The sequence below is a fragment of the Streptomyces sp. a15 genome (assembly GCF_059026085.1).
In genome coordinates this window covers 139,950-166,624 of the sequence record NZ_JBWLKM010000013.1, presented here as the reverse complement: position 1 = coordinate 166,624, position 26,675 = coordinate 139,950, and the positions used below count along the sequence as shown (strand labels likewise).

21 protein-coding genes are annotated in these 26,675 nt (G+C 71.9%); 18 read left to right on the top strand and 3 right to left on the bottom strand.

What is annotated here, in order from left to right; translation table 11 throughout:
• Nucleotides 1-4: 4 nt before the first annotated feature.
• The 6 genes from AC5P09_RS16855 to AC5P09_RS16830 all read left to right on the top strand — a co-directional run bounded on the left by AC5P09_RS16855 (nucleotide 5) and on the right by AC5P09_RS16830 (nucleotide 7,433).
• Entirely contained in the window at nucleotides 5-820 is an 816-nt protein-coding gene (locus tag AC5P09_RS16855) for a TlyA family RNA methyltransferase (protein ID WP_493874685.1), read from the top strand.
• A complete protein-coding gene (locus AC5P09_RS16850) occupies nucleotides 817-1,722 on the top strand; it encodes an NAD kinase (protein WP_266442047.1) in 906 nt (301 codons plus the stop codon). The genes AC5P09_RS16855 and AC5P09_RS16850 overlap by 4 nt, the downstream gene beginning before the upstream one ends.
• 177 nt (nucleotides 1,723-1,899) lie before the next feature.
• Nucleotides 1,900-3,618 carry a DNA repair protein RecN gene (recN, locus tag AC5P09_RS16845; RefSeq protein WP_493874699.1) on the top strand — a complete coding sequence of 573 codons (1,719 nt, stop codon included), beginning with the start codon at nucleotides 1,900-1,902 and terminating at the stop codon, nucleotides 3,616-3,618.
• 75 nt (nucleotides 3,619-3,693) lie between these two features.
• Nucleotides 3,694-5,004: an alpha-amylase family protein gene (locus AC5P09_RS16840; RefSeq protein ID WP_493874684.1), complete on the top strand. Its 1,311-nt coding sequence runs from the start codon at nucleotides 3,694-3,696 to the stop codon at nucleotides 5,002-5,004.
• Between the two features lie 272 nt (nucleotides 5,005-5,276).
• The gene (locus tag AC5P09_RS16835) at nucleotides 5,277-6,041 is read left to right on the top strand and encodes a hypothetical protein (protein ID WP_493874683.1); all 765 of its coding nucleotides are present in this window, start codon (nucleotides 5,277-5,279) and stop codon (nucleotides 6,039-6,041) included.
• 255 nt (nucleotides 6,042-6,296) lie between these two features.
• Nucleotides 6,297-7,433 carry a glycosyltransferase family 4 protein gene (locus AC5P09_RS16830; protein ID WP_493874682.1) on the top strand — a complete coding sequence of 379 codons (1,137 nt, stop codon included), beginning with the start codon at nucleotides 6,297-6,299 and terminating at the stop codon, nucleotides 7,431-7,433.
• A 4-nt stretch (nucleotides 7,434-7,437) separates the two neighbouring features.
• On the opposite strand, the gene AC5P09_RS16825 is transcribed toward AC5P09_RS16830, so the two are convergent.
• Nucleotides 7,438-9,078 (bottom strand): PucR family transcriptional regulator, encoded by a 1,641-nt coding sequence (locus AC5P09_RS16825; protein WP_493874681.1) that lies wholly within the window; start codon nucleotides 9,076-9,078, stop codon nucleotides 7,438-7,440.
• Nucleotides 9,079-9,140: 62 nt separating this feature from the next.
• On the opposite strand from AC5P09_RS16825, the gene AC5P09_RS16820 reads away from it, so the two are divergent.
• Nucleotides 9,141-10,097 (top strand): LLM class F420-dependent oxidoreductase, encoded by a 957-nt coding sequence (locus AC5P09_RS16820; protein WP_493874680.1) that lies wholly within the window; start codon nucleotides 9,141-9,143, stop codon nucleotides 10,095-10,097.
• A gap of 19 nt (nucleotides 10,098-10,116) precedes the next feature.
• Here the strand turns inward: AC5P09_RS16820 and AC5P09_RS16815 are convergent, their stop codons facing one another.
• Nucleotides 10,117-11,499 carry an FAD-binding oxidoreductase gene (locus AC5P09_RS16815; protein ID WP_493874679.1) on the bottom strand — a complete coding sequence of 461 codons (1,383 nt, stop codon included), beginning with the start codon at nucleotides 11,497-11,499 and terminating at the stop codon, nucleotides 10,117-10,119.
• 67 nt (nucleotides 11,500-11,566) lie between these two features.
• Entirely contained in the window at nucleotides 11,567-13,369 is a 1,803-nt protein-coding gene (locus AC5P09_RS16810) for a glycoside hydrolase family 15 protein (RefSeq protein ID WP_493874678.1), read from the bottom strand.
• Nucleotides 13,370-13,893: 524 nt separating this feature from the next.
• Between AC5P09_RS16810 and pyrG the strand changes: the two genes are divergently transcribed.
• The 11 genes from pyrG to AC5P09_RS16755 all read left to right on the top strand — a co-directional run bounded on the left by pyrG (nucleotide 13,894) and on the right by AC5P09_RS16755 (nucleotide 26,438).
• Nucleotides 13,894-15,558: a CTP synthase gene (gene pyrG / locus AC5P09_RS16805; RefSeq protein ID WP_493874677.1), complete on the top strand. Its 1,665-nt coding sequence runs from the start codon at nucleotides 13,894-13,896 to the stop codon at nucleotides 15,556-15,558.
• An 86-nt stretch (nucleotides 15,559-15,644) separates the two neighbouring features.
• The gene (locus AC5P09_RS16800) at nucleotides 15,645-16,271 is read left to right on the top strand and encodes an NUDIX domain-containing protein (RefSeq protein ID WP_307673770.1); all 627 of its coding nucleotides are present in this window, start codon (nucleotides 15,645-15,647) and stop codon (nucleotides 16,269-16,271) included.
• A gap of 161 nt (nucleotides 16,272-16,432) precedes the next feature.
• The gene (locus AC5P09_RS16795) at nucleotides 16,433-18,523 is read left to right on the top strand and encodes a tetratricopeptide repeat protein (RefSeq protein WP_493874676.1); all 2,091 of its coding nucleotides are present in this window, start codon (nucleotides 16,433-16,435) and stop codon (nucleotides 18,521-18,523) included.
• A gap of 134 nt (nucleotides 18,524-18,657) precedes the next feature.
• The gene (gene ald / locus AC5P09_RS16790; RefSeq protein ID WP_493874675.1) at nucleotides 18,658-19,782 is read left to right on the top strand and encodes an alanine dehydrogenase; all 1,125 of its coding nucleotides are present in this window, start codon (nucleotides 18,658-18,660) and stop codon (nucleotides 19,780-19,782) included.
• A gap of 425 nt (nucleotides 19,783-20,207) precedes the next feature.
• Nucleotides 20,208-21,344: a ParA family protein gene (locus tag AC5P09_RS16785; RefSeq protein ID WP_266442077.1), complete on the top strand. Its 1,137-nt coding sequence runs from the start codon at nucleotides 20,208-20,210 to the stop codon at nucleotides 21,342-21,344.
• Nucleotides 21,329-21,916, top strand: coding sequence for a hypothetical protein (locus tag AC5P09_RS16780; protein WP_493874674.1), 588 nt, complete (start codon nucleotides 21,329-21,331; stop codon nucleotides 21,914-21,916). The genes AC5P09_RS16785 and AC5P09_RS16780 overlap by 16 nt, the downstream gene beginning before the upstream one ends.
• An 18-nt stretch (nucleotides 21,917-21,934) precedes the next feature.
• Nucleotides 21,935-23,020 (top strand): segregation and condensation protein A, encoded by a 1,086-nt coding sequence (locus AC5P09_RS16775; protein ID WP_493874673.1) that lies wholly within the window; start codon nucleotides 21,935-21,937, stop codon nucleotides 23,018-23,020.
• Nucleotides 23,017-23,691, top strand: coding sequence for an SMC-Scp complex subunit ScpB (gene scpB / locus AC5P09_RS16770; RefSeq protein ID WP_307673765.1), 675 nt, complete (start codon nucleotides 23,017-23,019; stop codon nucleotides 23,689-23,691). Before AC5P09_RS16775 ends, scpB begins: the two co-directional genes overlap by 4 nt.
• The gene (locus AC5P09_RS16765) at nucleotides 23,691-24,818 is read left to right on the top strand and encodes a pseudouridine synthase (protein WP_266442086.1); all 1,128 of its coding nucleotides are present in this window, start codon (nucleotides 23,691-23,693) and stop codon (nucleotides 24,816-24,818) included. The genes scpB and AC5P09_RS16765 overlap by 1 nt, the downstream gene beginning before the upstream one ends.
• 109 nt (nucleotides 24,819-24,927) lie before the next feature.
• Entirely contained in the window at nucleotides 24,928-25,887 is a 960-nt protein-coding gene (locus tag AC5P09_RS16760) for a sigma-70 family RNA polymerase sigma factor (RefSeq protein WP_493874672.1), read from the top strand.
• Nucleotides 25,884-26,438 (top strand): TIGR03086 family metal-binding protein, encoded by a 555-nt coding sequence (locus tag AC5P09_RS16755; RefSeq protein WP_493874671.1) that lies wholly within the window; start codon nucleotides 25,884-25,886, stop codon nucleotides 26,436-26,438. The genes AC5P09_RS16760 and AC5P09_RS16755 overlap by 4 nt, the downstream gene beginning before the upstream one ends.
• Nucleotides 26,439-26,675: the final 237 nt, after the last annotated feature.

Sequence of the window (26,675 nt, the reverse complement as noted above, 5' to 3'; positions counted from 1 at the left end):
GAACGTGGCAGGAGTCGCACGCCGTCGTCTCGACGCGGAGCTGGTCCGCCGGAAGCTGGCGCGCTCGCGCGAGCACGCGAGCCAGCTGATCGCCGCGGGGCGGGTCACCGTCGGCAAGGCCGTCGCGACCAAGCCGGCCACGCAGGTGGAGACCGCCGCGGCGATCGTGGTCGCGGTCGACGACGGCGATCCCGACTACGTCTCGCGCGGCGGCCACAAGCTCGCCGGCGCGCTCGAGGCGTTCGTACCGCAGGGGCTGGTCGTCGAGGGGCGGCGGGCGCTGGACGCAGGCGCGTCCACCGGCGGTTTCACGGATGTGCTGCTGCGGTCGGGGGCCGCGCACGTCGTCGCCGTCGACGTCGGCTACGGACAACTCGCCTGGTCTCTTCAGAGCGATGAACGCGTCACCGTCAAGGACCGTACGAACGTACGCGAGTTGACGCTGGAAGTGATCGATGGGGAGTCTGTGGATCTTGTCGTGGGGGATCTGTCCTTCATCCCGCTCGGACTGGTGCTGCCCGCCCTGGTGCGGTGCGTGAAGCCGGACGCCGATCTGGTGATGATGGTCAAGCCGCAGTTCGAGGTGGGGAAGGAGCGGCTGGGCAGTGGGGGAGTCGTACGGAGTCCGCAGCTGCGCGCTGAGGCCGTGCGCGCGGTGGCCCGGCGGGCGTGGGAACTGGGGCTCGGCGTGAAGGGTGTCACCGCCAGCCCCTTGCCCGGCCCGTCCGGGAATGTCGAGTATTTTCTGTGGCTGCGGTCGGGTGCACCCGAACTGGACCCGGCCGACGTTGATCGTGCAGTGGCGGAGGGGCCGCGTTGACACAGAACCGAGCTCGTACTGTTTTCCTGCTGGCCCACACCGGGCGGCCCGCGGCGATCCGCAGCGCCGAACTGGTGGTGAAGGGGCTGCTGCGCGAGGGCATCGGCGTGCGTGTGCTGGAGGCGGAGGCGCTCGATCTGCCGCTGCCGGAAGAGGTGGAGCTGGTCAAGGAGGCGACTCCGCAGTGCCTCGACGGATGCGAGTTGCTGATCGTCCTCGGGGGTGACGGGACGCTGCTGCGGGGGGCCGAGTTCGCGCGGGCTTCCGGAGTGCCGATGCTGGGCGTCAACCTGGGGCGAGTCGGGTTCCTCGCGGAGGCCGAGCGGGACGATCTCGACAAGGTCGTCGAGCGGGTGGCGACGAAGGCGTACGAGGTCGAGGAGCGGATGACCGTCGATGTCGTCGTGCATCGCAACGGCGACATCGTGCATACGGACTGGGCCCTGAACGAGGCGGCCGTACAGAAGGCCGGTGCCGAGAAGCTGCTGGAAGTCGTCCTGGAGATCGACGGGCGGCCGGTCACCGGGTTCGGGTGTGACGGGATTGTGCTGTCCACCCCGACGGGGTCCACGGCGTATGCGTTCTCGGCGGGTGGGCCGGTGGTGTGGCCCGAGGTCGAGGCCTTGCTGATGGTGCCGATCAGTGCGCACGCGCTGTTCGCGAAGCCGTTGGTGACCTCGCCGGACTCCGTGCTGGCGGTGGAGGTGCTGCCGCACATTCCGCCGGGTGTGTTGTGGTGTGACGGGCGGCGGACTGTGGAGTTGCCGCCGGGGGCGCGGGTCGAGGTGCGGCGGGGGGCTGTGCCGGTGCGGCTTGCTCGACTGCATCACGCGTCATTCACTGATCGTCTTGTGGCGAAGTTCGCGTTGCCGGTGTCTGGATGGCGCGGGGCGCCGCACTAGCGCTACCGGAGGGGTTGCGGGGTAGCGATACAGCCCCGCGCCCCTTATGGACGTCCACTCACCTGGGTGACATGCGAGGTCGGTGCGCATTCGTTACCTGCACCTTCACATGTCAGGGTCGGGGGGCGTCGCACTTCCCCTCCCTGACCTCGTAAGGTCGTGTCCGTGCTGGAGGAAATGCGGATACGGTCGCTCGGAGTCATCGACGACGCGGTCGTCGAGCTGTCGCCCGGGTTCACCGCTGTCACGGGTGAGACGGGTGCCGGCAAGACCATGGTGGTCACCAGCTTGGGGCTGTTGCTCGGTGGTCGTGCCGACGCGGCGCTCGTGCGGATCGGCGCCAAGAGCGCGGTCGTGGAGGGGCGGATCAGTGTGTCCGCGGGCGACACCGCCGCCGTACGGGCCGAGGAGGCCGGCGCGGAGCTCGACGACGGGGCACTGCTGATCAGCCGTACCGTTTCCGCCGAAGGGCGGTCCCGGGCGCACCTGGGCGGGCGCAGCGTACCCGTGGGAGTGCTGGCCGAGCTCGCCGACGAGCTGGTGGCCGTGCACGGGCAGACCGACCAGCAGGGGCTGCTGAAGCTGTCCCGGCAGCGGCAGGCGCTGGACCGGTACGCGGGGGGTGCGGTGGCCGGGCCGCTGGCCAAGTACACCGAGGCCTACCGGCGGCTGCGGGCGGTCTCCGTCGAGCTCGACGAGATCACCACGCGCGCGCGTGAGCGGGCCCAGGAGGCCGACATGCTGCGTTACGGCCTCGACGAGATCGCCGGCGTCGAGCCGCGCGCCGGCGAGGACGTGGAGCTGGCGGAGGAGGCGGAGCGGCTCGGGCACGCGGAGGCCCTGTCGTCCGCCGCCACGGCCGCTCACGCCGCGGTGGCCGGCAATCCGGAGGACCCCGAGGGCATCGACGCCGCCACGCTCGTCGCGGGCGCGCAGCGGGCCCTGGACGCCGTGCGCTCGTACGACCCGGCACTGGCCCAGCTCGCCGACCGGATCGGGGAGATCGGGATCCTGCTCGGTGATGTGGCGGGGGAACTCGCCGGGTACGCAGACGACCTGGACGCCGATCCGCTGCGGCTGGCGGCCGTCGAGGAGCGGCGGGCCGCGCTGACCGCGCTGACGCGGAAGTACGGCGAGAACGTCGCCTCGGTGCTGGACTGGGCCGAGCGCAGTGCCGCGCGGCTCACCGAGCTGGACGGCGACGACGAACGGATCGGGGAGCTGACCGCCGAGCGGGACGCGCTGCGGACCGAACTGGGCGGGCTCGCGCAGGCGTTGACGGACGCGCGGACGGACGCCGCCGAACGGTTCGCGGCCGCCGTGACCGCCGAGCTGGCCTCGCTGGCCATGCCCCACGCGCGCGTGTCCTTCGACATCCGGCAGACCGAGGATCCGGAGGGCGTCGAGGTCGGCGGGCGTACGGTCGCGTACGGGCCGGCCGGTGTCGACGAGGTCGAGCTGCTGCTGGCCCCGCATCCGGGAGCGCCGCCCCGGCCGATCGCCAAGGGCGCGTCCGGTGGTGAGCTGTCGCGCGTCATGCTGGCGGTGGAGGTCGTCTTCGCCGGGACCGATCCCGTGCCGACCTATCTCTTCGACGAGGTCGACGCCGGTGTCGGCGGCAAGGCCGCGGTGGAGATCGGACGGCGGCTGGCCCGGCTCGCGAAGACCGCGCAGGTCGTCGTCGTGACGCACCTGCCGCAGGTGGCCGCCTTCGCCGACCGGCAGTTGCTGGTGGAGAAGACCAACGACGGGTCCGTGACCCGGTCCGGTGTGAAGGTGCTGGAGGGCGAGGAGCGGGTCCGGGAGCTGTCCCGGATGCTCGCCGGGCAGGAGGACTCCCAGACGGCCCGGGCGCATGCGGAGGAGTTGCTGGCGACGGCCAGGGCGGACCTGTGACGAGCTGACGCCGGTCGCCCCTCCCACGGCCGTCGCGTCCGGCCGTACGACCCCACCGAGCTGACGGAGGCTGCCGTGTCCTGGTCCGACCACGCCATCTGGTGGCACATCCATCCGCTGGGCTTCCTCGGCGCGGAGCGCACCGCCCTGCCCCCGGGCGAGCCTCCGCGTCACCGGCTGCCCGCCCTCGCCGACTGGCTGGACCACCTGATCGCGCTGGGCTGCAACGGCCTCGCCGTGGGCCCGGTCTTCGCCTCCGAGACCCACGGCTACGACACGACCGACCACTTCCGGATCGATCCCCGTCTGGGCACCGAGGAGGACCTGACCGAGCTCGTCGAGCGCGCCGCCTCCCGTGGGGTGCGGGTCCTGCTGGACGGCGTCTTCAACCATGTGGGCCGGTCCTTCGGCCCCTTCGCCGACGTGGCACGACACGGCACGGCCTCGGCGTACGCCGACTGGTTCGTCCCCGAAGGGGACGACTTCCGCACCTTCGAGGGCCACCGTCATCTGGTGGCCCTGAACCACGCTTCCCCCGCCGTCGCCGACCACGTCGTCGCCGTCCTCGACCACTGGCTCGACCGGGGTGTCTCCGGCTGGCGGCTGGACGCCGCGTACGCCGTCCCCCCGGCCTTCTGGCGTACCGTCACCGACCGCGTCCGGGCCCGGCATCCCGAGGCCTGGTTCAGCGGCGAGGTGATCCACGGCGACTATGCCGAGTACGTCACCGAGGGCGGGCTGGACTCCGTGACGCAGTACGAACTGTGGAAGGCGATCTGGAGCTCGCTGAACGACGCCAACCCGCACGAGCTCGCCTGGGCGCTCCGGCGCCACAACGCCATGCTGGACGTCTTCGCGCCGCAGACGTTCGTCGGCAATCACGACGTCACCCGCATCGCCAGCCGCCTGCGTGAGCCCGGGCAGCTGGCGCACGCCCTCACGGTGCTGTTCACCGTCGGCGGGATTCCGTCCGTCTACGCCGGCGACGAACGTGCCTGGCAGGGCGTCAAGGAGGAGCGCGAGGGCGGGGACGACGCGGTCCGGCCGGCCTTTCCCGCCGACCCGTCGGGTCTCGGCGCCGAAGGGTTGTCCGTCCAGCGGCTCCACCAGAGCCTTGTGGGCATCCGGCGACGTCACTCGTGGCTGGTACGCGCCCGGACCCAGGTCCACACCCTCGGCGACGCGGTGCTCACCTACACCGCCGACGATCCCGGCACCGGCGCGGCCGTCGCCGTCGCGCTCAACTTCGGTACGGAGCCCGCCGCGGGCCGTGTTCCCCCCGCTCACTGGACGCACGCGGCGGGCGATCCCGTCATCGACTCCGCCACCGGATCCGTGTCCCTGCCGCCGCTCGGCTGGTCCGTCGCCACGGCGGCGGGGACCTGACGCGCATCGTCCGACAGGGATGAGTGATGTCCGCATTTACGCGGGCCGACTGGTCGCCGAGCGCGGCGCGGCGCGGCGACTGCGGAGGCGACCCGGCTGCGTGCCGGGCGGCGGGCGAAGGTCTGGGTCGCCGACATCAACGGCCCCGACCAAGTGATGGTCTCCGGTGCGCAGCGACCGGTTCCGCCGCCACCCCCGCCCAACTGGACGCCCCCGTCGCCGACGGGCGGCCTGACGGAACCGCCGCCCCGCCCGCTTCCTAAGGTGGGCGCATGATCACGCGGATGAGAAGAAGCGCCGCCTTCGCCCTGGCGGCCGGGCTGGCACGGGCGACCACGGCGGGACTGCGCGCCGGCGCCCCCGGCGGCCGGGACCGGTGGGAGCGGACGAACTACGCGGGCCGGACCGTCGAGTTGTACGCGGGCCCCGCATGCGCCGTGGCGGCCGCGCTGGGGTCGGCCCGGGTCCGTCCCGCCGCCGGATTCGCCGTGCTCGCCGCCGGTGTCTGCGGTGCCTACGACGATGTCGCCGGGGCCGACGACCCCCGGCGCGGATTCCGGGCCCACCTGTCCGCTCTCCGGCACGGGGAGGTCACCAGCGGGGCCGTGAAGCTGTTCGGGATCTCCGCGGCCGGGCTCGTCGCGGGAGCCCTGCTGAAGGAGCGGGCCGTCGACAAGGTGCTCGCAGGGGTCGTGATCGCCGGGGCCGCGCATGTCGTGAACCTCGTGGACGTACGGCCGGGGAGGGCTGCCGCGGCCGTTGTCGCGCTCGGCGCGCCCGGTCTGCTGCGGGAGGGGCCCGGGGCGGAGCTGGCCGCGGCCGCCATGGGGGCCGCGGTGGCCGTACTGCCCGACGACCTCGGTGAGCGCACGATGATCGGCGACACGGGCGCGCACGCGCTGGGTGCGGCTCTGGGCGCCGCCGCGGTGGTGGGCAACGGGCGGGCCGGGCTGCTCGCGCACGCTGCCGCGGTGGTCGCCGCGGCCGTGTACGGGGACAGAGTGAGCGAGGTGGCGCGTTCGGTGGGCGGGCGGTGACGGGGGCGCGATCCCGGGGCCGACAGGTGCGGGCACATACGTGCGGAACGGCCCTTCCCTCACTCGTGTGGGTGACCAGACCCGCCGTGCCGGCGGGCCGACCGGCTCCCGGCGTTCCCGGAACAGCCGTACGTGCTGGCATCCTTGGCGGAGAACAGCAGTAACGCGTAGGAAGCGCGCGGTACACCCCTCCGCTCGACACCTTCTGTACGTTTCCTCGTGACCGCCCGACGCCGAACCAGGAGCCCCGGCCACGTGACCCCCGTGAGCAGCCACTCACCGCACGGCCAGTCGCAGCTGCGCACCGTACAGGTGCTGGGCGGAGGCAACGCCGGCAGCAGCGCGCATGTGCGCTCCCTGACCTCGGGGCTGGTCGCACGGGGCGTGCGAGTCACGGTGTGCGCCCCCGTCGAGGCCGATCGCGCCTACGACTTCACCGGGGCCGGTGCCGAACACGTGCACGTGCCGCGCAGCAGCGACCCCGGCTCGGTGGCCGCGCTACGGATGGCCTGCACCAACGCCGACCTGGTGCACGCGCACGGACTGCACGCCTCCTTCCGCGCGGTGCTCGCGCTCAGCGGGCGGCGTACCCCGCTCATCGTCACCTGGCACGACCGGGCGCACACCGAGGGCGCACGCGCCCATTTCCTGCGCCTGTTGGAGCGGCGGGTGGTGAAGGCCGCCGCCGTGGTGCTCGGTACCACCTCGGCCCTCGTGGACCGGGCCCGCCGCACGGGTGCACGGGACGCCCGGCTCGCCGCCGTCGCGCTGCCCGGGCCCCGCGAGGCCGTCGAGCAGGAGGATCCCGACCGGCTGCGCCCCAAGGTCCGGGCCGAACTCGGTGCCACCGGACGCCCGTTGCTGATGGCCGTCGGCTCCCTCGACCGGCACCGGGGCTACGACCTGCTGCTGGACGCCACGCGCGCGTGGCGCCGCCTCGACCCCGTGCCGCTGGTGGTGATCGCGGGGGAGGGGCCGCTGCGCGCGGAGTTGCAGCGGCGGATCGAGGACGAGGGGCTGCCGGTCCGGCTCATCGGCCGTCGGGAGGACGTCACCGAGCTGCTCGCCGCCGCCGACCTCGCGCTGCTGCCGAGCAGCGGCGAGTCGCGGGACGTCCTCGCCCAGGAGGCCCTCCACGCGCGCGTGCCCCTCGTCGCCACCCACGCGGGCGGCATCCCCGAACTGGTCGGCGAGGCGGCCGAACTCGTCCCGGACGGTGACGCGGAGGCCTTCGCGGACGCCGTCGTACGGCTGCTCGGTGATCCCGAGCGGCAGGAGCTGCTCAGGGAGAAGGGCCTCCGGCAGGCGGCCACTTGGCCGACCGAGGACGAGACGGTCGCCCAGGTACTCAGTGTCTACGACGAGTTGACCCAGCCACGGCCGCTGATCTAGGAAGCTAGGACACGAGTCTGCGGGCTCGCAGCGCCAGGCTCAACGCCAGGACCGTCTGCGGGTCGTCGAGGTCGGTGCCCAGCAACTCGCCGATGCGGGCGAGGCGGTTGTACAGGGTCTGCCGGTTGAGGTGGAGTTCGCGGGCCGTCTCCGCCTTGCGGCCCGCGTGGGCCAGGTAGGTCTGCAGGGTGGGCAGCAGCGGCGGCTTGGAGCGGTCGTCGTGGTCGCGGACCGGGCCGATCGCGCGGTCCACGAAGGCCGCCAGGTCCGGATGGTCGCGCAGCCGCCACAGCAGCAGGTCGATGTCCAGGCGGCGGGCGTCGTACCAGGGCCGGTCCGACAGCCCCTGGGCTGCCGTCGCCGTCTCCGCCGCGTGCCTGAGGCCCGCCGAGGCCGCCGCCCAGCCGCCCGCCACCCCGACGACCACCACCGGCGGCTGCGCCCCGGGCCGCTGCATCCCGGCCCGCTCCACGCCCGCCCGGAGCGCCGCCGCGACCCGGTCCGCGACCGCCGACCGCTCCGACTCCGAACGCAGGCCCAGCAGCAGCGGAACACGGCCCTCGACGGGGCGTACGCCCAACAGGACCGGCACTCCCACGGCGGCCAGCTCCTCCGCGACCGCACGGGCCAGGACCGCCCAGCCGCCGCCGGTGGAGAGCGCGTCGCCCAGCCCCATCACCACGGGGAGCAGCGGGCTGTCGCCCGGTTTGAAGCCCAGCACGCGCGCCTGCGCGGGCGCGTCCTGAGCGGCGATCCGGCCCTCGGCGAGGTCGGTGAGGAAGTCACCGCGCCCGCGCGCCGCCAGCTCCTCCTCCTGCCGGGCCTGCATCAGCACCACGGCCAGGATGCCCGCGGCCCGTTCGGCGGCCATCCGGTGCACCGGCGCGAGCGGAGCCCGTACCGGCAGCAGGACGAGGCGGGCCCGGACCGAGCCCGTCCCGGCCCCGCCGCCCGGCACGTCCACCAGGACCGAGCCCGCCGGCGGCCCGTCCTTGTCCCGGCCGCGCAGCCCGTCCCACACCTGGAGCGGATCGGCGCCCTCGGGGCCGGCCCCGGCGGCGTACAGCAGCCGGCCGTCCGTCGTCTCCAGGAAGACGGGGTTGCCGCCGAAGTCGGCCAGGATCCCGAGCACCTGGGGGATCCCGCCGCCGCCCAGCAGGGCCTCGGTACAGCGGCGGTGCACCTCCTCCGCCCGCTGGAGCAGGGCGTAGTGGCCATTGACGATCTCGGTGTGGATCTCCTCGGTGACCGCCACGAAGGGCACCTCGCGGTGCAGCTGGACCAGCGGCAGACCGGCCGCGCGCGCCGTGTCGACGAGGGCCGCGGGCAGCCGCGTGAAGCGCGGGCCGAGCTCCACGACGAGGGCCGCGATACCCCGCTCGGCGAGGGTGCGCACGAACGCGCGCTGTTCGGCCGGACGGGTGCCGAGGCCGTAGCCCGTGGTCAGCAACAGCTCACCGCCCTTGAGCAGCGAGGCGATGTGCGGCACCTCGCCCGCGTGCACCCAGCGCACGGTGCGCCCCAGCCGGTCCGCGCCCGCGAGGACCTCGGGCAGCCCGCTGCGCAGGCCGGGCAGCTCCAGAGCACGCTGAACGGTGATCCCGGCGTCCTGGGTCTCGAATCCGTGGTCCGTGCGGCTGTCCATGCAGCGGACGCTACCTGTGGCGCGCCCGGTTAGGGAGATCACCGCCGGGTAGCGGCGGGAGCATGGACATCAGTGTGGTCGCCGTGGGGCGGGAGGACGACAGTCCGGTCGACGAGCCGTTGCGTGTCGCGGTGCTCGCCGACCGGCTCGGATATCGCGAGGTGTGGGCCGGCGAGGGGCCCACCTGGGACTCCTTCGTCCTGGCCACCGCGATCGGGCGGACCACCGAGCGGGTCGCGCTGACCGCCGGCCCGGTCCCGGTGTCGGTGCGCGACCCGTTCACGATCGCCCGGGGTGCCGCGGGCGTCGCGGCCGTCACGGGCCGCCCGGCCGGGGTGGCGCTCGGCACCTCCAGCAAGCGCGTGGTCGAGGGCGTGCACGGGCGGCCCCGGGTCCGGCCCGCGGCCGTGCTGGAGGAGAGTGCGGCGGCCGTACGGCGCTTTCTGCACGGTGTGCCGGGGGAGCCGGTCGTGCCGGACAGTCCCTTCCGGCGCCGGCTCCCGCCGCCCGGCGGCCGGCTCACCGTGGCGGCGTTCGGGGACCGCGCGATCGCCACGGCCGCCGCGCACGCCGACCGCATGCTGCTGGACATCGTCTCGCCGGAACAGGTGCGCGTGCTGCGGGGCAAGCTGCTCGCGGCGGCCGTGAAGGCCGACCGCACCCCGCCCACGCTGGCCGCCTGGCTGCCCGCGGCCGTCGATCCGGAGCCGGAGTCCCTCGCTCAGGTCCTCGGAAGCATCGCCGGATATCTGACCGTGCCGGGCTACAGCGACATGTTCACCGCGGCGGGCCTCGGCGAGGCGGTTCAGCTGGCCGCGGCCGGCGCCGACCGGGACACCCTGCTGCGCGCGCTCCCGCCGAAGGCCGCGGGCGTGGTCGGTCTGGTCGGGGACCTCGACGCCGTACGGGCCCGGATCGACGCCTATGCCGAGGCCGGGCTCGACGAGATCGCGCTGGTGCCGGCCACGGCGGGCGACCCGGCGGGGGAGCGGACACTGACGGCGCTCAGGCCGGTCTGACGCTCAGGCCGGTCTGAGCTCAGGCCGGCTTGATGTTGTGGTTGAAGCGGAAGACGTTGTCCGGGTCGTACTGCCGCTTCACCATCGCCATCCGCCGGGCGTTCTCGGCCCCCAGACCGGCCACCACGCGCTCTGCGCCCTCGTCGCCGATGAAGTTGAGGTAGACCGCGCCGGTGCTCCACGGCCGCACGTCGGCGCGCACGTCCCGGACCCACTGGACGGCGCGTTCGTCGTCGGCCGGGTCCTCCCAGGCCGCGAACGGGTGCACCGCCCACGGCGCGTCCCGGTACGGCACGGGATACTCGCGCGGCCCGTCGGCGATCGCACCGCCCTGCGGGAACAGCACGTGCTGGGTGCTGGACGGCACGGGCATGGAGCGCGCGCGGTCGCAGAAGACGTCCACGAAGTCGTCGGGCGCCTGAGAGACGTACTCCGCCGACCAGTAGTTCCGCAGCCCGGGTGGATCGTCGATCATGCACTGGACGTCGGCGTACGGCATCGCCCCGACGACCTCCGCCTCGTGCGGCAGCGCCAGGAGCGGCTCGGCGAGCTTGCGCAGGTCCTCCTCGCCCCCTGCGTACGTCAGCAGCACCCCGCACAGCAGCGTGCCGACCAGAGGCGGCGGGACGAACTCCTCGGGCGGGCCGGTGAGATAGATGACACCTCCGGCCGCCTCGACCGGGCCGACCGAGATCAGGTCGCGGTAGGTGCGGACGACCTCGGGGCCGTGCTCCGGCAGGTACAGGACCAGGGCGATGGAGAACTCGGGCAGCTCGTGCAGCTTCAGGGTGATCGCGGTGGCGATGCCGAAGTTGCCGCCGCCGCCGTGCAGGGCCCAGAACAGCTCGGGGTTCTCGTCGGCGCTCGCGTTGATCCGGTTGCCCACGGCTGTGACCAGCTCGACGCCGAGCAGATTGTCGACGGCGAGCCCGCAGCAGCGGTCCAGCCAGCCGGTGCCGCCGCCGAGGACGAAGCCTCCGACGCCGGTGGTGGAGGCCCGGCCGCCGGTGGTCGCGAGGCCGTACGGCTGGGTGGCGCGGTCGAGGTGGCTCATCGTGGCACCGCCCCCGACCCGTACCGCCTCGGCCGCCGGGTGGACAGTCACTCCGTGCATCCGCCGCAGGTCGACGACCAGCCCGCCGTCGTTCAGCGCCATGCCCGCCACGCTGTGCCCGCCGCCGCGGACCGCGATCTTCAGGTCCAGATCCCGCCCGAAGCGCACGGCCCGTACGACGTCGTCCTCGTCCGAGCACTGCGCGATCACCGCGGGCCGCCGGTCGATCATGCTGTTGTGAACGATCCGAGCCTGGTCGTATCCCGGATCGCCGGGCGCGAACACCTCACCGGTCAGATCCTCGCGCAACGCGGCAAGAGCCGCGCCCGCCTTCGAGAGGGAAGCCATGGCCGCCCCCTTCCGTGCAGGGGGTTGGTGGCTTCCAGCCTAGGCGGGCGCGGTGGGTCGGTCCTGTTCAGCCGCCGTACGCCCCCGACGCCGTCAGACGCAGAGCCGTGTCGATCAGCGGAACGTGGCTGAACGCCTGCGGGAAGTTGCCGACCTGGCGTTGCAGGCGTGAGTCCCACTCCTCGGCCAGCAGACCGAGGTCGTTGCGCAGGGACAGCAGCTTCTCGAACAGCTTGCGGGCCTCGTCCACGCGGCCGATCATCGCGAGGTCGTCCGCCATCCAGAACGAGCAGGCGAGGAAGGCTCCCTCGTCGCCCGCCAGGCCGTCCACGCCCGCGTCCTCGCCGGCCGTCGGGTAGCGCAGGATGAAGCCGTCCGATGTGGACAGCTCGCGCTGGATCGCCTCGATCGTGCCGATCACGCGCTTGTCGTCGGGGGGCAGGAAGCCCATCTGGGGGATGAGGAGCAGCGAGGCGTCCAGCTCCTTCGAGCCGTACGACTGCGTGAAGGTGTTGCGCTCCTTGTCGTAACCCTTCTCACACACGTCCCGGTGGATGTCGTCGCGCAGTTCGCGCCACTTCTCCAGCGGGCCGTCCGCGTCACCGGACTCGATCAGCTTGATGGTGCGGTCGACGGCGACCCAGGCCATCACCTTGGAGTGCACGAAGTGGCGGCGCGGGCCGCGCACCTCCCAGATGCCCTCGTCCGGCTCGTCCCAGTGGCCCTCCAGGTAGCGGATGAGCTTCAGCTGGAGCAGGGACGCGTAGTCGTTGCGGGCCAGGCCCGTCATGTGGGCCAGGTGCAGGGCCTCGGTGACCTCGCCGTACACGTCCAGCTGGAGCTGGTGCGCGGCGCCGTTGCCGACCCGGACCGGCCCGGAGTTCTCGTAGCCCGGCAGCCAGTCCAGCTCGGCCTCGCCCAGCTCGCGCTCGCCCGCGATGCCGTACATGATCTGCAGGTTCTCCGGGTCGCCGGCGACGGCCCGCAGCAGCCACTCGCGCCAGGCGCGGGCCTCCTCGCGGTAGCCGGTGCGCAGCAGCGAGGAGAGGGTGATCGCCGCGTCCCGCAGCCAGGTGTAGCGGTAGTCCCAGTTGCGGACGCCGCCGATCTCCTCCGGCAGGGAGGTGGTGGGGGCGGCGACGATGCCGCCCGTCGGGGCGTACGTCAGCGCCTTCAGCGTGATCAGCGAGCGGACCACCGCCTCGCGGTACGGACCGTGGTACGTACAGTGCTCCACCCAGTCCCGCCAGAAGTCCTCCGTCGCCTCCAGGGACTGCTCGGGCTCCGGCAGCGGCGGCGGCTGCTTGTGCGAGGGCTCCCAGGAGATGGTGAACGCGATCCGCTCACCCGGGGCGACCGTGAAGTCCGCGTAGGTCGTCAGCGACTTGCCGTAGGTCTCGGCCTCCGTGTCGAACCACACGGAGTCCGGACCGGCGACGGCCACCGTACGGCCCTCGTGCTTGTGCACCCACGGGACGACCCGGCCGTAGGAGAAACGCATCCGGAGCGCCGAGCGCATCCTGACGCGGCCCGAGACGCCCTCCACGATCCGGATCAGCTGCGGGGCGCCGTCACGCGGTGGCATGAAGTCCGTCACACGGACCGTGCCGCGGGGGGTGTCCCACTCGGATTCCAGGATCAGGGAGTCGCCGCGGTAGCTGCGCCGGGCCGCGGTGGGCGGTTCGGCGTCGGCCGCGTGCGCGGGACCGAGCCGCCAGAAGCCGTGTTCCTCGGTGCCCAGCAGACCGGCGAAGATGGCATGCGAGTCGAAGCGGGGCAGGCACAGCCAGTCCACTGTGCCGTCCCGGCAGACCAGGGCAGCGGTCTGCATGTCTCCGATGAGTGCGTAGTCTTCGATGCGCCCGGCCACGTGCAACTCCAGTCGAACGGCCACGTCGCCCCCGGGAAATACGGGGGCTGTCGCTAGTGCGGTCAAGGGGTCTTTGTCATGCGTCGTTGAGTGGTGAAGCAAAACAGTCCGTGCTGCTGTGAGGCAAAACGACATCTGTTGCTCAACGAACTGACGAGCTCTCGTTGTTCCGGTGCTTACGGGCGGGGGTGGTGCCGTGTTGCCGGCCTGGCTCGATCAGCGAGTGTCCGAGCAGGATACGACGCACGTAGATGATCTGCGTGCCGCTCCCGGCAACGTGGGTGAGCCGAACGGGTGAGCACCGGGTGAGAAACACGTGAGGTTGTGCGGCCCCGTGTCGACCTGTGTGCGGAGCGTGGCCGGAAGCCATCCCGGCCGGGCGCTGATACCCTGGTAGCCCGTGGACCGGTGGGCACGAAACCCCCGAACCGCAGCGACGGCACCTCCAGTAAAACCCGGGTTCTCCGGGCCGGACGAGCCGTACCGCACCCCCAGATCGCGACCACGGGAGCCCCCTCTTGGCCATGCCGACCGCTGCTTTTCGAAACAGCACAGCCACGACGACCAAGCACATCTTCGTCACCGGGGGTGTCGCCTCCTCGCTCGGCAAGGGCCTCACCGCCTCCAGCCTCGGCATGCTGCTCAAGGCCCGCGGCCTGCGGGTGGTCATGCAGAAGCTCGACCCCTACCTGAACGTCGACCCGGGCACGATGAACCCCTTCCAGCACGGTGAGGTGTTCGTCACCAACGACGGCGCCGAGACCGACCTGGACATCGGCCACTACGAGCGCTTCCTCGACCGCGACCTGGACGGCTCGGCCAACGTCACCACCGGCCAGATCTACTCGACGGTGATCGCCAAGGAGCGGCGCGGCGAGTACCTGGGCGACACCGTCCAGGTCATCCCGCACATCACCAACGAGATCAAGCACCGCATCCGCCGCATGGCGACGGACGAGGTGGACGTCGTGATCACCGAGGTCGGCGGCACGGTCGGCGACATCGAGTCGCTGCCGTTCCTGGAGACCGTGCGTCAGGTCCGTCACGAGGTCGGCCGCGACAACGTCTTTGTGGTGCATATCTCGCTCCTGCCGTACATCGGCCCCTCGGGGGAGCTGAAGACGAAGCCGACCCAGCACTCGGTTGCGGCTCTGCGGAACATCGGTATCCAGCCGGACGCGATCGTGCTGCGCTGCGACCGCGAGGTCCCCACCGCGATCAAGCGCAAGATCTCGCTGATGTGCGACGTCGACGAGGCCGCCGTGGTCGCCTGCCCCGACGCCCGCTCGATCTACGACATCCCGAAGACCGTGCACGGCGAGGGCCTGGACGCCTACGTCGTCCGCAAGCTGGACCTCGCGTTCCGCGACGTGGACTGGACGACCTGGGACGACCTGCTCGACCGCGTCCACAACCCGGACCACGAGATCACGCTCGCCCTGGTCGGCAAGTACATCGACCTGCCCGACGCCTACCTCTCGGTCACCGAGGCGCTGCGTGCCGGCGGGTTCGCCAACAAGGCCCGCGTGAAGATCAAGTGGGTCACCTCGGACGACTGCAAGACCCAGGCCGGCGCCGCCCAGCAGCTCGGTGACGTCGACGGCATCTGCATCCCCGGCGGCTTCGGCGACCGCGGTGTGCTCGGCAAGGTCGGCGCCATCCGCTACGCCCGCGAGAACAAGCTCCCGCTGCTCGGCCTGTGCCTGGGCCTGCAGTGCATCGTGATCGAGGCCGCGCGCAACCTGGCCGACATCCCGGACGCCAACTCCACCGAGTTCGACGCCGCCACCGGCCACCCGGTCATCTCCACCATGGCCGAGCAGCTCGACATCGTCGCCGGCGAGGGCGACATGGGCGGCACCATGCGCCTGGGCATGTACCCGGCCAAGCTGGCCGAGGGCTCGATCGTGCGCGAGGTGTACGACGGCAAGGAGTACGTCGAGGAGCGCCACCGGCACCGCTACGAGGTGAACAACGCCTACCGCGCGGAGCTGGAGAAGAAGGCGGGCATCCTGTTCTCCGGCACCTCGCCGGACGGCAAGCTCGTCGAGTACGTGGAGTACCCGCGCGAGGTCCACCCGTATCTGGTCGCGACCCAGGCGCACCCGGAGCTGCGCTCGCGTCCGACGCGTCCGCACCCGCTGTTCGCCGGGCTCGTGAAGGCGGCGGTCGAGCGGCAGAATTCGTAGCTGCACGACAGTTGTACGGTGGCCGGGGCGCGCGCATTCAAAAGGTGTGCGCCCCGGCCTCTTTTTCGTATCGGGAAGGACAGGGCATGACGATCAAGGACACCCCCGAAGCGTGGGAGATCCGGGCGACCGAGACCCCCTTCGTGGGCAACAAGACCTCGGTCCGCACGGACGAGGTGGTCATGCCCGACGGTTCGGTGGTCAAGCGCGACTACCAGGTCCACCCCGGCTCCGTGGCCGTCGTCGCCCTCGACGGTGAGGACCGTGTCCTGCTCATCAAGCAGTACCGGCACCCGGTGCGGCAGAAGCTGTGGGAGATCCCGGCCGGCCTGCTCGATGTCCCCGGCGAGAACCCGCTGCACGCCGCCCAGCGCGAGCTGTACGAGGAAGCGCACGTCAAGGCCGAGGACTGGCGGGTGCTGACCGACGTGTACACGACGGCCGGCGGCTGTGACGAGGCCGTACGGATCTTCCTCGCCCGCGATCTGTCCGAGGCCGAAGGAGAGCGCTTCGAGGTGGAGGACGAGGAGGCCGACATGGAGCACGCGCGCGTGCCGGTCGACGAGCTCGTCCGGGGCGTGCTCGCGGGGGAGCTGCACAACAACTGCCTCGTCGTGGGCGTGCTCTCGCTGGTCGCCGCGCGCGCCGGGGACGGGCTCGACGCCCTGCGCCCGGCCGAGGCCCCCTGGCCCGCGCGACCCTTCGAGTCCTGAACGCACACCCCGTGCCGCTGATGTGACCATCTGCTGATCCGATCGGGGGACGTGTCCGCCGCGCTCCACACGGAACGTAGCAGAGCGTGAACTAGGCTCTGGAAACGCCCGAACCGGAGTCCCGGCGGGCTTGCGCGTGCGGTGGGACGGGAGTGTGGCCCGTGGCGGATCAGGCGGTGGACACAGGCGGCGTGCAGCTGTCCCAAGACGCTGCTGCGGAGACTCGATTCCTGGGCCGTACAAGGGAGTTGAAAGAGCTCCGCGCCGACATCGAGCGCGCCGGCCTGGACACCCTCTCGGGCCGCAAGGCCCCCCGCGCGCGCGTGCTGCTCATCGCGGGCAAACCCGGCTCGGGGCGCACGGCGCTCGCCGAGGAACTCGTACGGCAGGTCGCGGACCGTTACCGGGACGGGGTGCTCCGGGCCCGGCTCAGCGAGCCCGACGGCACGCCCGTACCGACCGAGCGCGTCGCCCGCGAACTGCTGACCGCGCTGGAGCTGCCGACGCCCGCCGGAGCCGCCGAGGACGACCTCACGGCGGCGCTCCGCGAGGCCCTCGCGGAGCGCCGGACGCTGCTTCTGCTCGACGACGCGGCCACCGCCGAGCAGGTCGACGCGCTGCTGCCGGACACACCGGAATGCCTGGTCGTGGCCGTCTCCGGGGGCCCGCTGACCGGCATCGCGGACGTCCGCCCCTGCACCCTGGGCGGCCTCGACACCAAGTCCGCCGTCGAACTGCTGTCCCGGCACACCGGCTCGGTCCGCATCACCGTCGACCCCCGTGCGGCCGAGGGGCTGGTCGAGGAGTGCCAGGGCCAGCCCGCCGCGCTGATGCTGGCCGGCGGCTGGCTCGCCGCCCGCCCCAAGGCGGCCGTCGCCGACCTCGCCAAGCACCTGCACGCCGACGGCGACGAAGGGACCACCCCACTTGGCAGGGTCTTCCGGCTCGCCTGCACGTCCCTGCCCGCCCAGGCCGCCCGGATACTGCGACTGCTCTCCCTCGCCCCGGCCGGTCTGGTCGACCCGCACACCGCCGCCGCGCTCGCCGGCTGCTCGGTGGGCGGCGCCCGCACCACCCTGGACGACTTCGTCGCCCTCGGCCTGCTGCACGCCGTGGAGTCGCCGCTGCCGCAGTACGAGGTCCCCGGCTGCCTCCAGCCGCTGCTGGAGGCCATCGCCGAGGCCCAGGACCGCCCCGCCGAGCTCCAGCTGGCCCGTGCCCGGATGCTGGAGCGGACCGTACGGCTGCTGCAGTCGTGCCGGGCGATCACCGAGACCGACAGCCCCGAGGCCCGCGAGAAGCTCCAGGGCATGCCGCGCTCCCTGCGCTTCCCGAGCCCGAGGGCGGCCGCCGACTGGCTGAGCATCCGCAGGCCCGCCCTGCTGGCCGCGGCCCGCCTCGCGGTCGCCGACGGCGCGCTGGACACCCTCGCCCGGCGCCTGATGTCCCAGCTCGTGCGGGCGATGGTCGCCCACTTCGGCACCCAGGCCGCCGCGCCCGACCTGTACGGCATCCACCGCCTCGTCCTGGATGTGGCCGAGCGCCGCGACCTGCCCCGCGAGAAGGCCGCCGCCCTGCTGAACCTCGCCGACCTGGACGCCCGGACCGGCCGCACCAAGGAGGCCCTGGCACGCTACCGGGCGGCTCTGGACGCCGGACGGGAGGCAAATGATCCGTACGCGACCGGCCGCGCGATGGAATCCGTAGGCGGCGCCCATCTGGAGCTCGGGGACTACGACCGGGCCGCCGACTGGTACGGCCGGGCACTCGTCCAGCGGCTCGCCCGGGACGAGCGCGCGGACGCCGCGCGGCTGTACGGCCGTATCGCCGCGGCCCACACCTATGCGGGCCGGTACGGCGAGGCGCAGCGCAACTGGCGGGCCGCGGTCGCCGGGCACCGCAAGAACGGCGATGTGGCCGCCCACGCCCGGGCGTTGAGCGAACTCGCGCGCGTCCAGGAGTACGCCGGACGGCCCGAGGAGTCGATGGAGACCTGCCTCGAGGCGGTCGAGTGGGCGCGCCGCGCCGAGGACGTCCGGCTCCAGGCCGCGCTCCAGCTGAGGCTCGCCGACACGCTGGAACACCTCGGCGATCCGGCGGCCGCCTCGCTGCACCGCGGTGCCGCCGAGAGACTGCTGGCCGAGGAGCCTCAGGAGCCCGAAACGCAGGCCGAGCCGGAGCCGGAACAGCCCGATCTGCCGGAACATGACGCTAACGCCTGCGAAATCCGTAGTACATCCGCTGAAGATTGATGCAATGAAAGGCTAGACAGCGGGAACACCTTCATTAGACTGGCTCTGCCGCACCTTCTCCTGCGGTGTCTCCCGGTGTGCCTCGCATGCCTGGGTATGTCTTGTAATGCCCCACACTCACAGAGCCAAGGACCGTGATCGACGTGAAGGTCGGCATCCCCCGCGAGGTCAAGAACAACGAGTTCCGGGTGGCCATCACCCCCGCCGGCGTGCACGAGCTGGTGCGCCACGGCCACCAGGTCGTCGTCGAGCGGGGCGCAGGCCTCGGCTCCTCGATCACGGACGACGAGTACGTCGCCGCCGGCGCCGGGATCCTGGAGACCGCCGACGAGGTCTGGGCCACCGCCGACCTGCTGCTGAAGGTCAAGGAGCCCATCGCCGAGGAGTACCACCGCCTCCGCAAGGACCAGACGCTCTTCACCTACCTGCACCTGGCCGCCTCCAAGGAGTGCACGGACGCGCTCGTCGAGTCCGGCACCACCGCGATCGCATACGAGACGGTCGAGCTGCCCAGCCGCGCGCTCCCGTTGCTCGCCCCCATGTCGGAGGTCGCGGGCCGGCTGGCCCCGCAGGTCGGCGCCTACCACCTGATGCGCGCCAACGGCGGCCGCGGTGTGCTGCCCGGCGGTGTCCCGGGCGTGCTGGCCGCCAAGGCCGTCGTCATCGGCGGCGGTGTCTCCGGCTGGAACGCCGCGCAGATCGCCATCGGCATGGGCTTCCACGTGACCCTGCTCGACAAGGACATCAACAAGCTCAAGGAGGCCGACAAGATCTTCGGTACGAAGATCCAGACCGTCGTCTCCAACGCCTTCGAGCTCGAGAAGGCCTGCCTCGAGGCCGACCTCGTCATCGGCGCCGTCCTCATCCCGGGCGCCAAGGCCCCGAAGCTGGTCACCAACGAGCTCGTGTCGCGCATGAAGCCGGGAAGTGTCCTTGTCGACATCGCGATCGATCAGGGCGGCTGCTTCGAGGACTCCCGCCCGACCACCCACGCCGAGCCGACCTTCCCGGTCCACAACTCGGTCTTCTACTGCGTCGCCAACATGCCCGGCGCGGTGCCCAACACTTCCACCTACGCGCTCACCAACGCGACGCTGCCGTACATCGTCGAACTCGCGGACCACGGCTGGGTGGAGGCGCTGCGCCGCGATTCCGCGCTGGCGAAGGGTCTCAACGCCCATGACGGCAAGGTCGTTTACCGCGAGGTCGCCGAGGCGCACGGCCTGGAGCACGTGGAGCTGGAGACGCTGCTCGGCTGACCGCCGACAGCGTGAAGCGGCAGGTCGCCGTCGCTAAGTCACCATTGGGCAAAAGGCGATACGTCAACACAGGTCGTCAACACCGCGCACCCGGCCGGACCTTGCCCGACAAGGTCCGGCCGGGTGTGTGTATGGTCACTTTGCGGCTCAAGGTCAACTCGCCTCGAACGTAACCCTTGAACCGATTCGTACACCGGTGAAACCCACCGTGCGACGGCCGTACGCCCTTGACAGAGGGATGTTTCATTGCCGACACATCCTGCCGGGTCCGGCGGATTGTGTTGCTGCGAACGCCCGACACGCCATAGAGTCGCCAACCGTCGGCATGGTGCCACGCTGACCTGTCTAGAAGTTTCCTGGTCACCAAGGAGGTAAGACGACTTGTGAATGAGTCGACATTTTCTCCCGGGGGTGGTCAACCAGGAATGCCTGCACGGGCCGAGGGCCCCGCGGGGTTCGAGGCTGTCGGCTCCGTCGCGGTGCGCACCTTCGCAGCCCACCGGAGTCACCGGATCTCAGGGGTGACTCAGCCAGCACACCAGAGCATGGATGGCCATCACGTGAACGCCATGGCCGGCGAGGGAAGTGGCGCGCCCCACAACCACTTCGCCGACTACGACGAACTGCCCGACGGGCACTTCTACGATCCCGACGCCGAGTACGAGCCCGACCCCGAGTACGCGGCCACGCTCGCGCCCGACGCTGCCCGTCAGCGCCGTGAGCGGATCGGCCCGACCGGTCGTCCGCTGCCGTACTTCCCGATCCCGGGTCCGCTGACCGATCACGGACCCGCGAAGATCATCGCGATGTGCAACCAGAAGGGCGGCGTCGGCAAGACGACGTCGACCATCAACCTGGGTGCCGCTCTCGCGGAGTACGGCCGTCGTGTGCTGCTCGTGGACTTCGACCCGCAGGGCGCGCTGTCGGTGGGTCTCGGTGTCAACCCGATGGAGCTCGACCTCACGGTCTACAACCTGCTCATGGAGCGGGGCATGGCGGCCGACGAGGTGCTCCTGAAGACGGCGGTCCCCAACATGGACCTGCTGCCCAGCAACATCGACCTGTCCGCCGCCGAGGTCCAGCTGGTCTCCGAGGTCGCGCGCGAGTCGACGCTGCAACGCGCCCTGAAGCCGCTCATGGCCGACTACGACTACATCGTCATCGACTGTCAGCCCTCGCTCGGCCTGCTCACGGTGAACGCCCTGACGGCCGCGCACAAGGTGATCGTGCCCCTGGAGTGCGAGTTCTTCGCCCTCCGCGGGGTAGCGCTGCTGACGGAGACCATCGAGAAGGTCCAGGAACGGCTCAACCCGGATCTGGAGCTCGACGGCATCCTCGCCACGATGTACGACTCGCGCACGGTGCACAGCCGTGAGGTGCTCGCACGGGTCGTCGAGGCCTTCGACGACCACGTCTACCACACGGTCATCGGGCGTACGGTCCGCTTCCCGGAGACCACGGTCGCCGGTGAGCCGATCACCACGTACGCCTCCAACTCCGTCGGGGCCGCCGCCTATCGCCAGCTCGCCAGGGAGGTGCTCGCCCGGTGTCACGCCGAGTGAGTCTGCCGGGGGCCGACGAACTGTTCCGTACGACAGGGGGAATGGCGCTCCAGGCGTCCTCTCCCCGGCGGGGGGCCAACGGCGAGGCCCGGGTGCCCGCTCCCGCGGGGGAGCCCGACGGGGCCGCGGGCGGGTCGTCCTCCGGTGAGGACGCACCGCAGTCGGTGCCGGCCCAGGGCGGTGACGGCGACGGCGCGGAGCATGTGGCGACCGACGCCGAGCCGACCGAGGCCGGCGAGTCCCGCAACCGGGGCGCGGACCGCTCCGGGCGTCGTCAAGGCCCGCAGGAAGGTTCTGCCTCGGCTGCCGCGGCCGCCGCGCCGCGCGGCAAGCGCGGACGGGCGGCCTCGCGCCGGCCCAGCGGGCGGGAGCGGCACGACGAGAAGATCACGGTGTACGTCTCCGCCGAGGAGCTCATGGACCTGGAGCACGCGCGTCTGGTGCTGCGGGGCGAGCACGGGCTGGCCGTCGACCGCGGGCGGATCGTGCGGGAGGCCGTGGCCGTCGTGCTGGCCGATCTGGAGTCGCGTGGGGACGCGAGCATCCTCGTACGACGGCTGCGTGGGCGGTAGCGGTAGCCTGCGGGGGCCATGACCTCGAACGACCTTCCCCCCGGCGCCGGCGCAGCTGCCGGTCGTCGGCGTGCGCTGGGGAGGGGGCCGGGGTCTGATCCAGTGGCCGAGGTCAAGGATCCGGAGCCGGAGCCTGCGCCTGCGCCTGCGCCTGCCCACGCTGCCGGCGGCGGTCATGAGGAGCCGCCTGCTGCTCAGCCCGAGACGTCTGCCCAGCCCGAGTCGCCGCCCAGCGAGCCTGAGCCCGTCCAGCCGCAAGAACCCGACGACGGTGTCTTCAAGGTCCGCCTCTCCAACTTCGAGGGGCCCTTCGACCTGCTGCTCCAGTTGATCTCCCGGCACAAGCTGGACGTCACCGAGGTCGCGCTGTCGAAGGTCACCGACGAGTTCATGGCGCACATCAGGGCGATGGGGCCGGACTGGGACCTCGACCAGACGACCGAGTTCCTGGTCGTCGCGGCGACGCTGCTGGACCTGAAGGCGGCCCGCCTGCTGCCCGCCGCCGAGGTGGAGGACGAGGCCGACCTGGCGTTGCTGGAGGCCCGGGACCTGTTGTTCGCGCGGCTCCTGCAGTACCGCGCGTACAAGCAGATCGCCGACATCTTCAGCGGACGGCTCGACGAGGAGGCCCGCCGCTACCCCCGTACCGTCGGACTCGAACCGCACCACGCCGAGTTGCTGCCCGAGGTGGTCATCAGCATCGGCGCGGAGGGGTTCGCCAAGCTCGCCGTCAAGGCGATGCAGCCCAGGCCCAAGCCGCAGGTGTACGTCGACCACATCCACGCGCCGCTGGTGAGCGTGCAGGAGCAGGCCGGGATCGTCGTCGCACGGCTCAAGGAGCTGGGAGAGGCCAGCTTCCGGGTGCTGGTCGAGGACACCGACGACACCCTGACCGTCGTGGCGCGCTTCCTGGCCCTGCTGGAGCTCTACCGGGAGAAGGCTGTCGCCCTCGACCAGGAGACCGCCCTCGGGGAGCTGCTGGTGCGCTGGACCGGTGGGGACGGGGACACCCAGCCCGTCGTCACCGACGAGTTCGACCGGCCGCCCGAGGTGCCCACGGCGTCCACGGTGTCCAAGGCGTCCAAGGAGGAGAAGAAGGCGTGAGCGAGGAGATGACCGACGTTCCGGCCGGGCAGCGCACCGTCGCCGACCTCGACCTCAAGCCGGCCCTGGAGGCCGTCCTCATGGTCGTCGACGAGCCCGCGACCGAGGAGCACCTGGCGAAGATCCTCCAGCGGCCCAAGCGGCAGATCGGGGACGCGCTGCGGGAGCTGGCCGACGACTACACCGTGCAGGGGCGTGGCTTCGAGCTGCGGCTGATCGCCGGCGGCTGGCGTTTCTACAGTCGCCCCGAGTACGCGGCGGCGGTCGAGGGCTTCGTCCTGGACGGCCAGCAGGCCCGGCTCACCCAGGCCGCCCTGGAGACGCTGGCGGTGGTCGCCTACCGCCAGCCGGTCAGCCGCAGCAGGGTCTCGGCGGTCCGCGGAGTCAACTGTGACGGCGTGATGCGCACCCTTCTCCAGCGCGGTCTGGTCGAGGAGGCGGGCACGGAACCCGAAACAGGTGCGATCCTGTACACGACGACGAACTACTTCCTGGAGCGGATGGGCCTGCGCGGTCTGGACGAGCTCCCGGAGCTCGCGCCCTTCCTCCCGGAGGCGGAGGCGATCGAGGCCGAGACCCAGGAAGCCGTACCGTCGTTCGATCCGGATGCTCCGGACTTGGACGACGGGCCCGGGATGAACATGCCTATTACAACAACGACGGACATTTGATGCGAAGCAGCGGTAGCGGCAAGAGCGGCGGGCGCGGCAACCCCCGCGGGGCCGGCAACAACAGGGGCCAGAAGCAGGGCCAGGGCCCGGGCAAGGGACAGGGCCAGGCCAAGGGGCAGAGCCAGGGTCAGGGCCAGGCCAAGGGTCAGGGCCGTCCCAGCAAGCCCCGCCCCGAGGAGCGCCGCTACGACGTGGGCCCCAGCGCGTCTCATGAGGGCCCGAAGGCGGGGCGCGGCGGCGCGGCCCGCGGCGGCGCCAAGGGCGGGCCGAAGAAGCCCCAGCAGCGCGGGCGGAGTGCGCCGGCGACCTCGCGTGAGTACGAGACGCGGGCCGAGGAGCGCAACCGCGAGCGGTACGCGGACAAGAAGGACGTCAAGCTGCCCAAGACCTTCCCGGGCGCCGAGGAGGAGGGCGAGCGGCTGCAGAAGGTCCTCGCGCGCGCGGGCTACGGCTCGCGGCGGGCCTGCGAGGAGCTGATCGAGCAGGCGCGGGTCGAGGTCAACGGCGAGATCGTCATGGAGCAGGGCAAGCGGGTCGACCCGGAGAAGGACGAGGTCAAGGTCGACGGCCTGACGGTCGCGACGCAGTCGTACCAGTTCTTCTCGCTGAACAAGCCCGCCGGTGTCGTCTCGACGATGGAGGACACCGAGGGCCGGCAGTGCCTCGGCGACTACGTCACCAACCGCGAGACCCGGCTCTTCCACGTCGGCCGGCTCGACACCGAGACCGAGGGCGTCATCCTGCTCACCAACCACGGCGAGCTGGCACACCGGCTGACCCACCCCAAGTACGGCGTGAAGAAGGTCTACCTCGCGCACATCGTGGGCCCGATCCCGCGCGACCTGGGCAAGCAGCTGAAGAACGGCATCCAGCTGGAGGACGGGTACGCGAAGGCGGACCACTTCCGGGTCGTCGAGCAGACCGGCAAGAACTACCTCGTCGAGGTCACCCTCCACGAGGGCCGCAAGCACATCGTCCGCCGCATGCTGGCGGAAGCGGGCTTCCCGGTCGACAAGCTGGTGCGGGTCGCCTTCGGGCCGATCACCCTGGGCGACCAGAAGTCGGGCTGGCTGCGGCGGCTGTCGAACACCGAGGTCGGGATGCTGATGAAGGAAGTCGACCTGTAGAAGGCGCTTGACCTCCAGAAGTTGTATCGGCCGATTCCGGATGTCCTCGGGACCGGCCGATTCGTTTTCGCCCTTCCGACGGTCTGTATCGGGGACGGAGGGAGCGGGGATGACCACGACGACGGACCGTGACGAGTTCGTGCGGCTGACCGACCCGTACCGGCGGGAGCTGCTCGCGCACTGCTACCGGATGCTGGGTTCGGTGGACGAGGCCGAGGACCTGGTGCAGGAGACGTATCTGCGGGCGTGGCGGTCCTACGCCGGCTACGAGGGCCGGGCGTCCCTGCGCACCTGGCTCCACCGGATCGCCACCAACACGTGTCTGACGGCGCTGGAGAGCCGTGTGCGGCGTCCGCTGCCCACGGGACTGGGCGGGCCCTCGGACGGGCCCGAGGAGCCGCTGGGTGCCCCGGCGACGGACGTTCCGTGGCTGCAGCCGCTGCCCGACGCCCTCGTCGACCCCGCGACCGTCGTGGCGGCACGCGGCAGCCTGCGGCTCGCCCTCGTCGCCGCGCTGCAGCACCTGCCCGCACGGCAGCGGGCCGTGCTCATCCTCCGTGACGTGCTGGCCTGGCGGGCGCCCGAGGTCGCCTCGCTCCTCGGCACCTCCGCGGCGGCCGTCAAAAGCAGCCTCCAACGCGCGCGTGCCCGCCTCGACGAGGTCGCCCCCGAGGAGGACCTCGTCGTCGAACCCGACGGCGCGGCCGACCGCCAGGTGCTCGACCGGTACATGGCCGCCTTCGAGAACGCCGACATGGAGGCGCTGCTCGGGCTCCTCCAGGACGGGATCGAGCTCGAGATGCCGCCTCACCTGGAGTGGTTCGTCGGCAAGAAGGACGTCCTGCGGTTCCTGCGGGCGCGCGTGCACGAGAAGGGCGGCATCCGCATGTTCCCCACGCGCGCGAACGGGCAGCCCGCCGTCGTCATGTACGAGCGCGGGACGGACGGCGTCTTCAGGGCGCACGCCGTGCAGGTCCTCACCGTCGAGGAGGGGGCCGTCTCCCGCATCACGGCATTCCTGGACCTGGCACCGCTCGGCCGCTTCGGGATGCCGAAGGTGCTGTCATGAACCCCGGGGAGCTGCTGGAGCGTTCGCTCGCCTACGCACTCGGCAGTGTGGCCGGGGTGGCCCCCGGCGGCCTGGGGCGGCGGACGCCGTGCGCTCAGTGGGATCTGGGGGAGCTGCTCGGGCACCTGGACGACTCGCTGGACGCGCTCCACGAGGGGCTGACCGGCGGGCGGATCGGGCTCTTTCCCGGTGAGCCGTCGGCGGATCCCGCGTGCGGCTTCCGCCGGCGTGCGGGTGCGGTGCTCGGCGCCTGGGCGGCCGGGCCGGCGGAGCGGGTCCTGGTCGGCCAACGGCCGCTGGAGATACGGCTGATGGTCGCCGTGGGCGCCGTCGAGATCGCCGTGCACGGTTGGGACGTCGCCCAGGCCTGCGGCCGCGGGCGACCCATTCCGGGCGCCCTCGCGACCGAGCTGCTGCCCGTCGCGCGGTGTGTGGTCGAGGAGGCCGACCGGGGGGTTCGGTTCGCCGAGCCGGTCGCCGTGTCGTCGTGCGCCCCGCCCGAGGCCCGGCTGCTGGGCTTCCTGGGGCGCCGCGATTCCTTTGTGGGGTGAGCCCGGTCTGCCTTCCGTGAGTAACTCGTGCCTCACGGAAGGAGCCGCGCCGACTTCGGGGCGAGCGTCTCTGATTGGCTTGCCGACCCAGCGGAGTGAGCAGGGCCGGGACACGGGAAACACCGCGATGCCAATCGCCTTCGTGTCCTGGTGCCCACAGACAAGCCGTGGGCCCTCGTGACACGCCCCTCCGGACGCTGGCCGGCCGGGACGACGCCCCGGCCGGGGAGGGTGCCC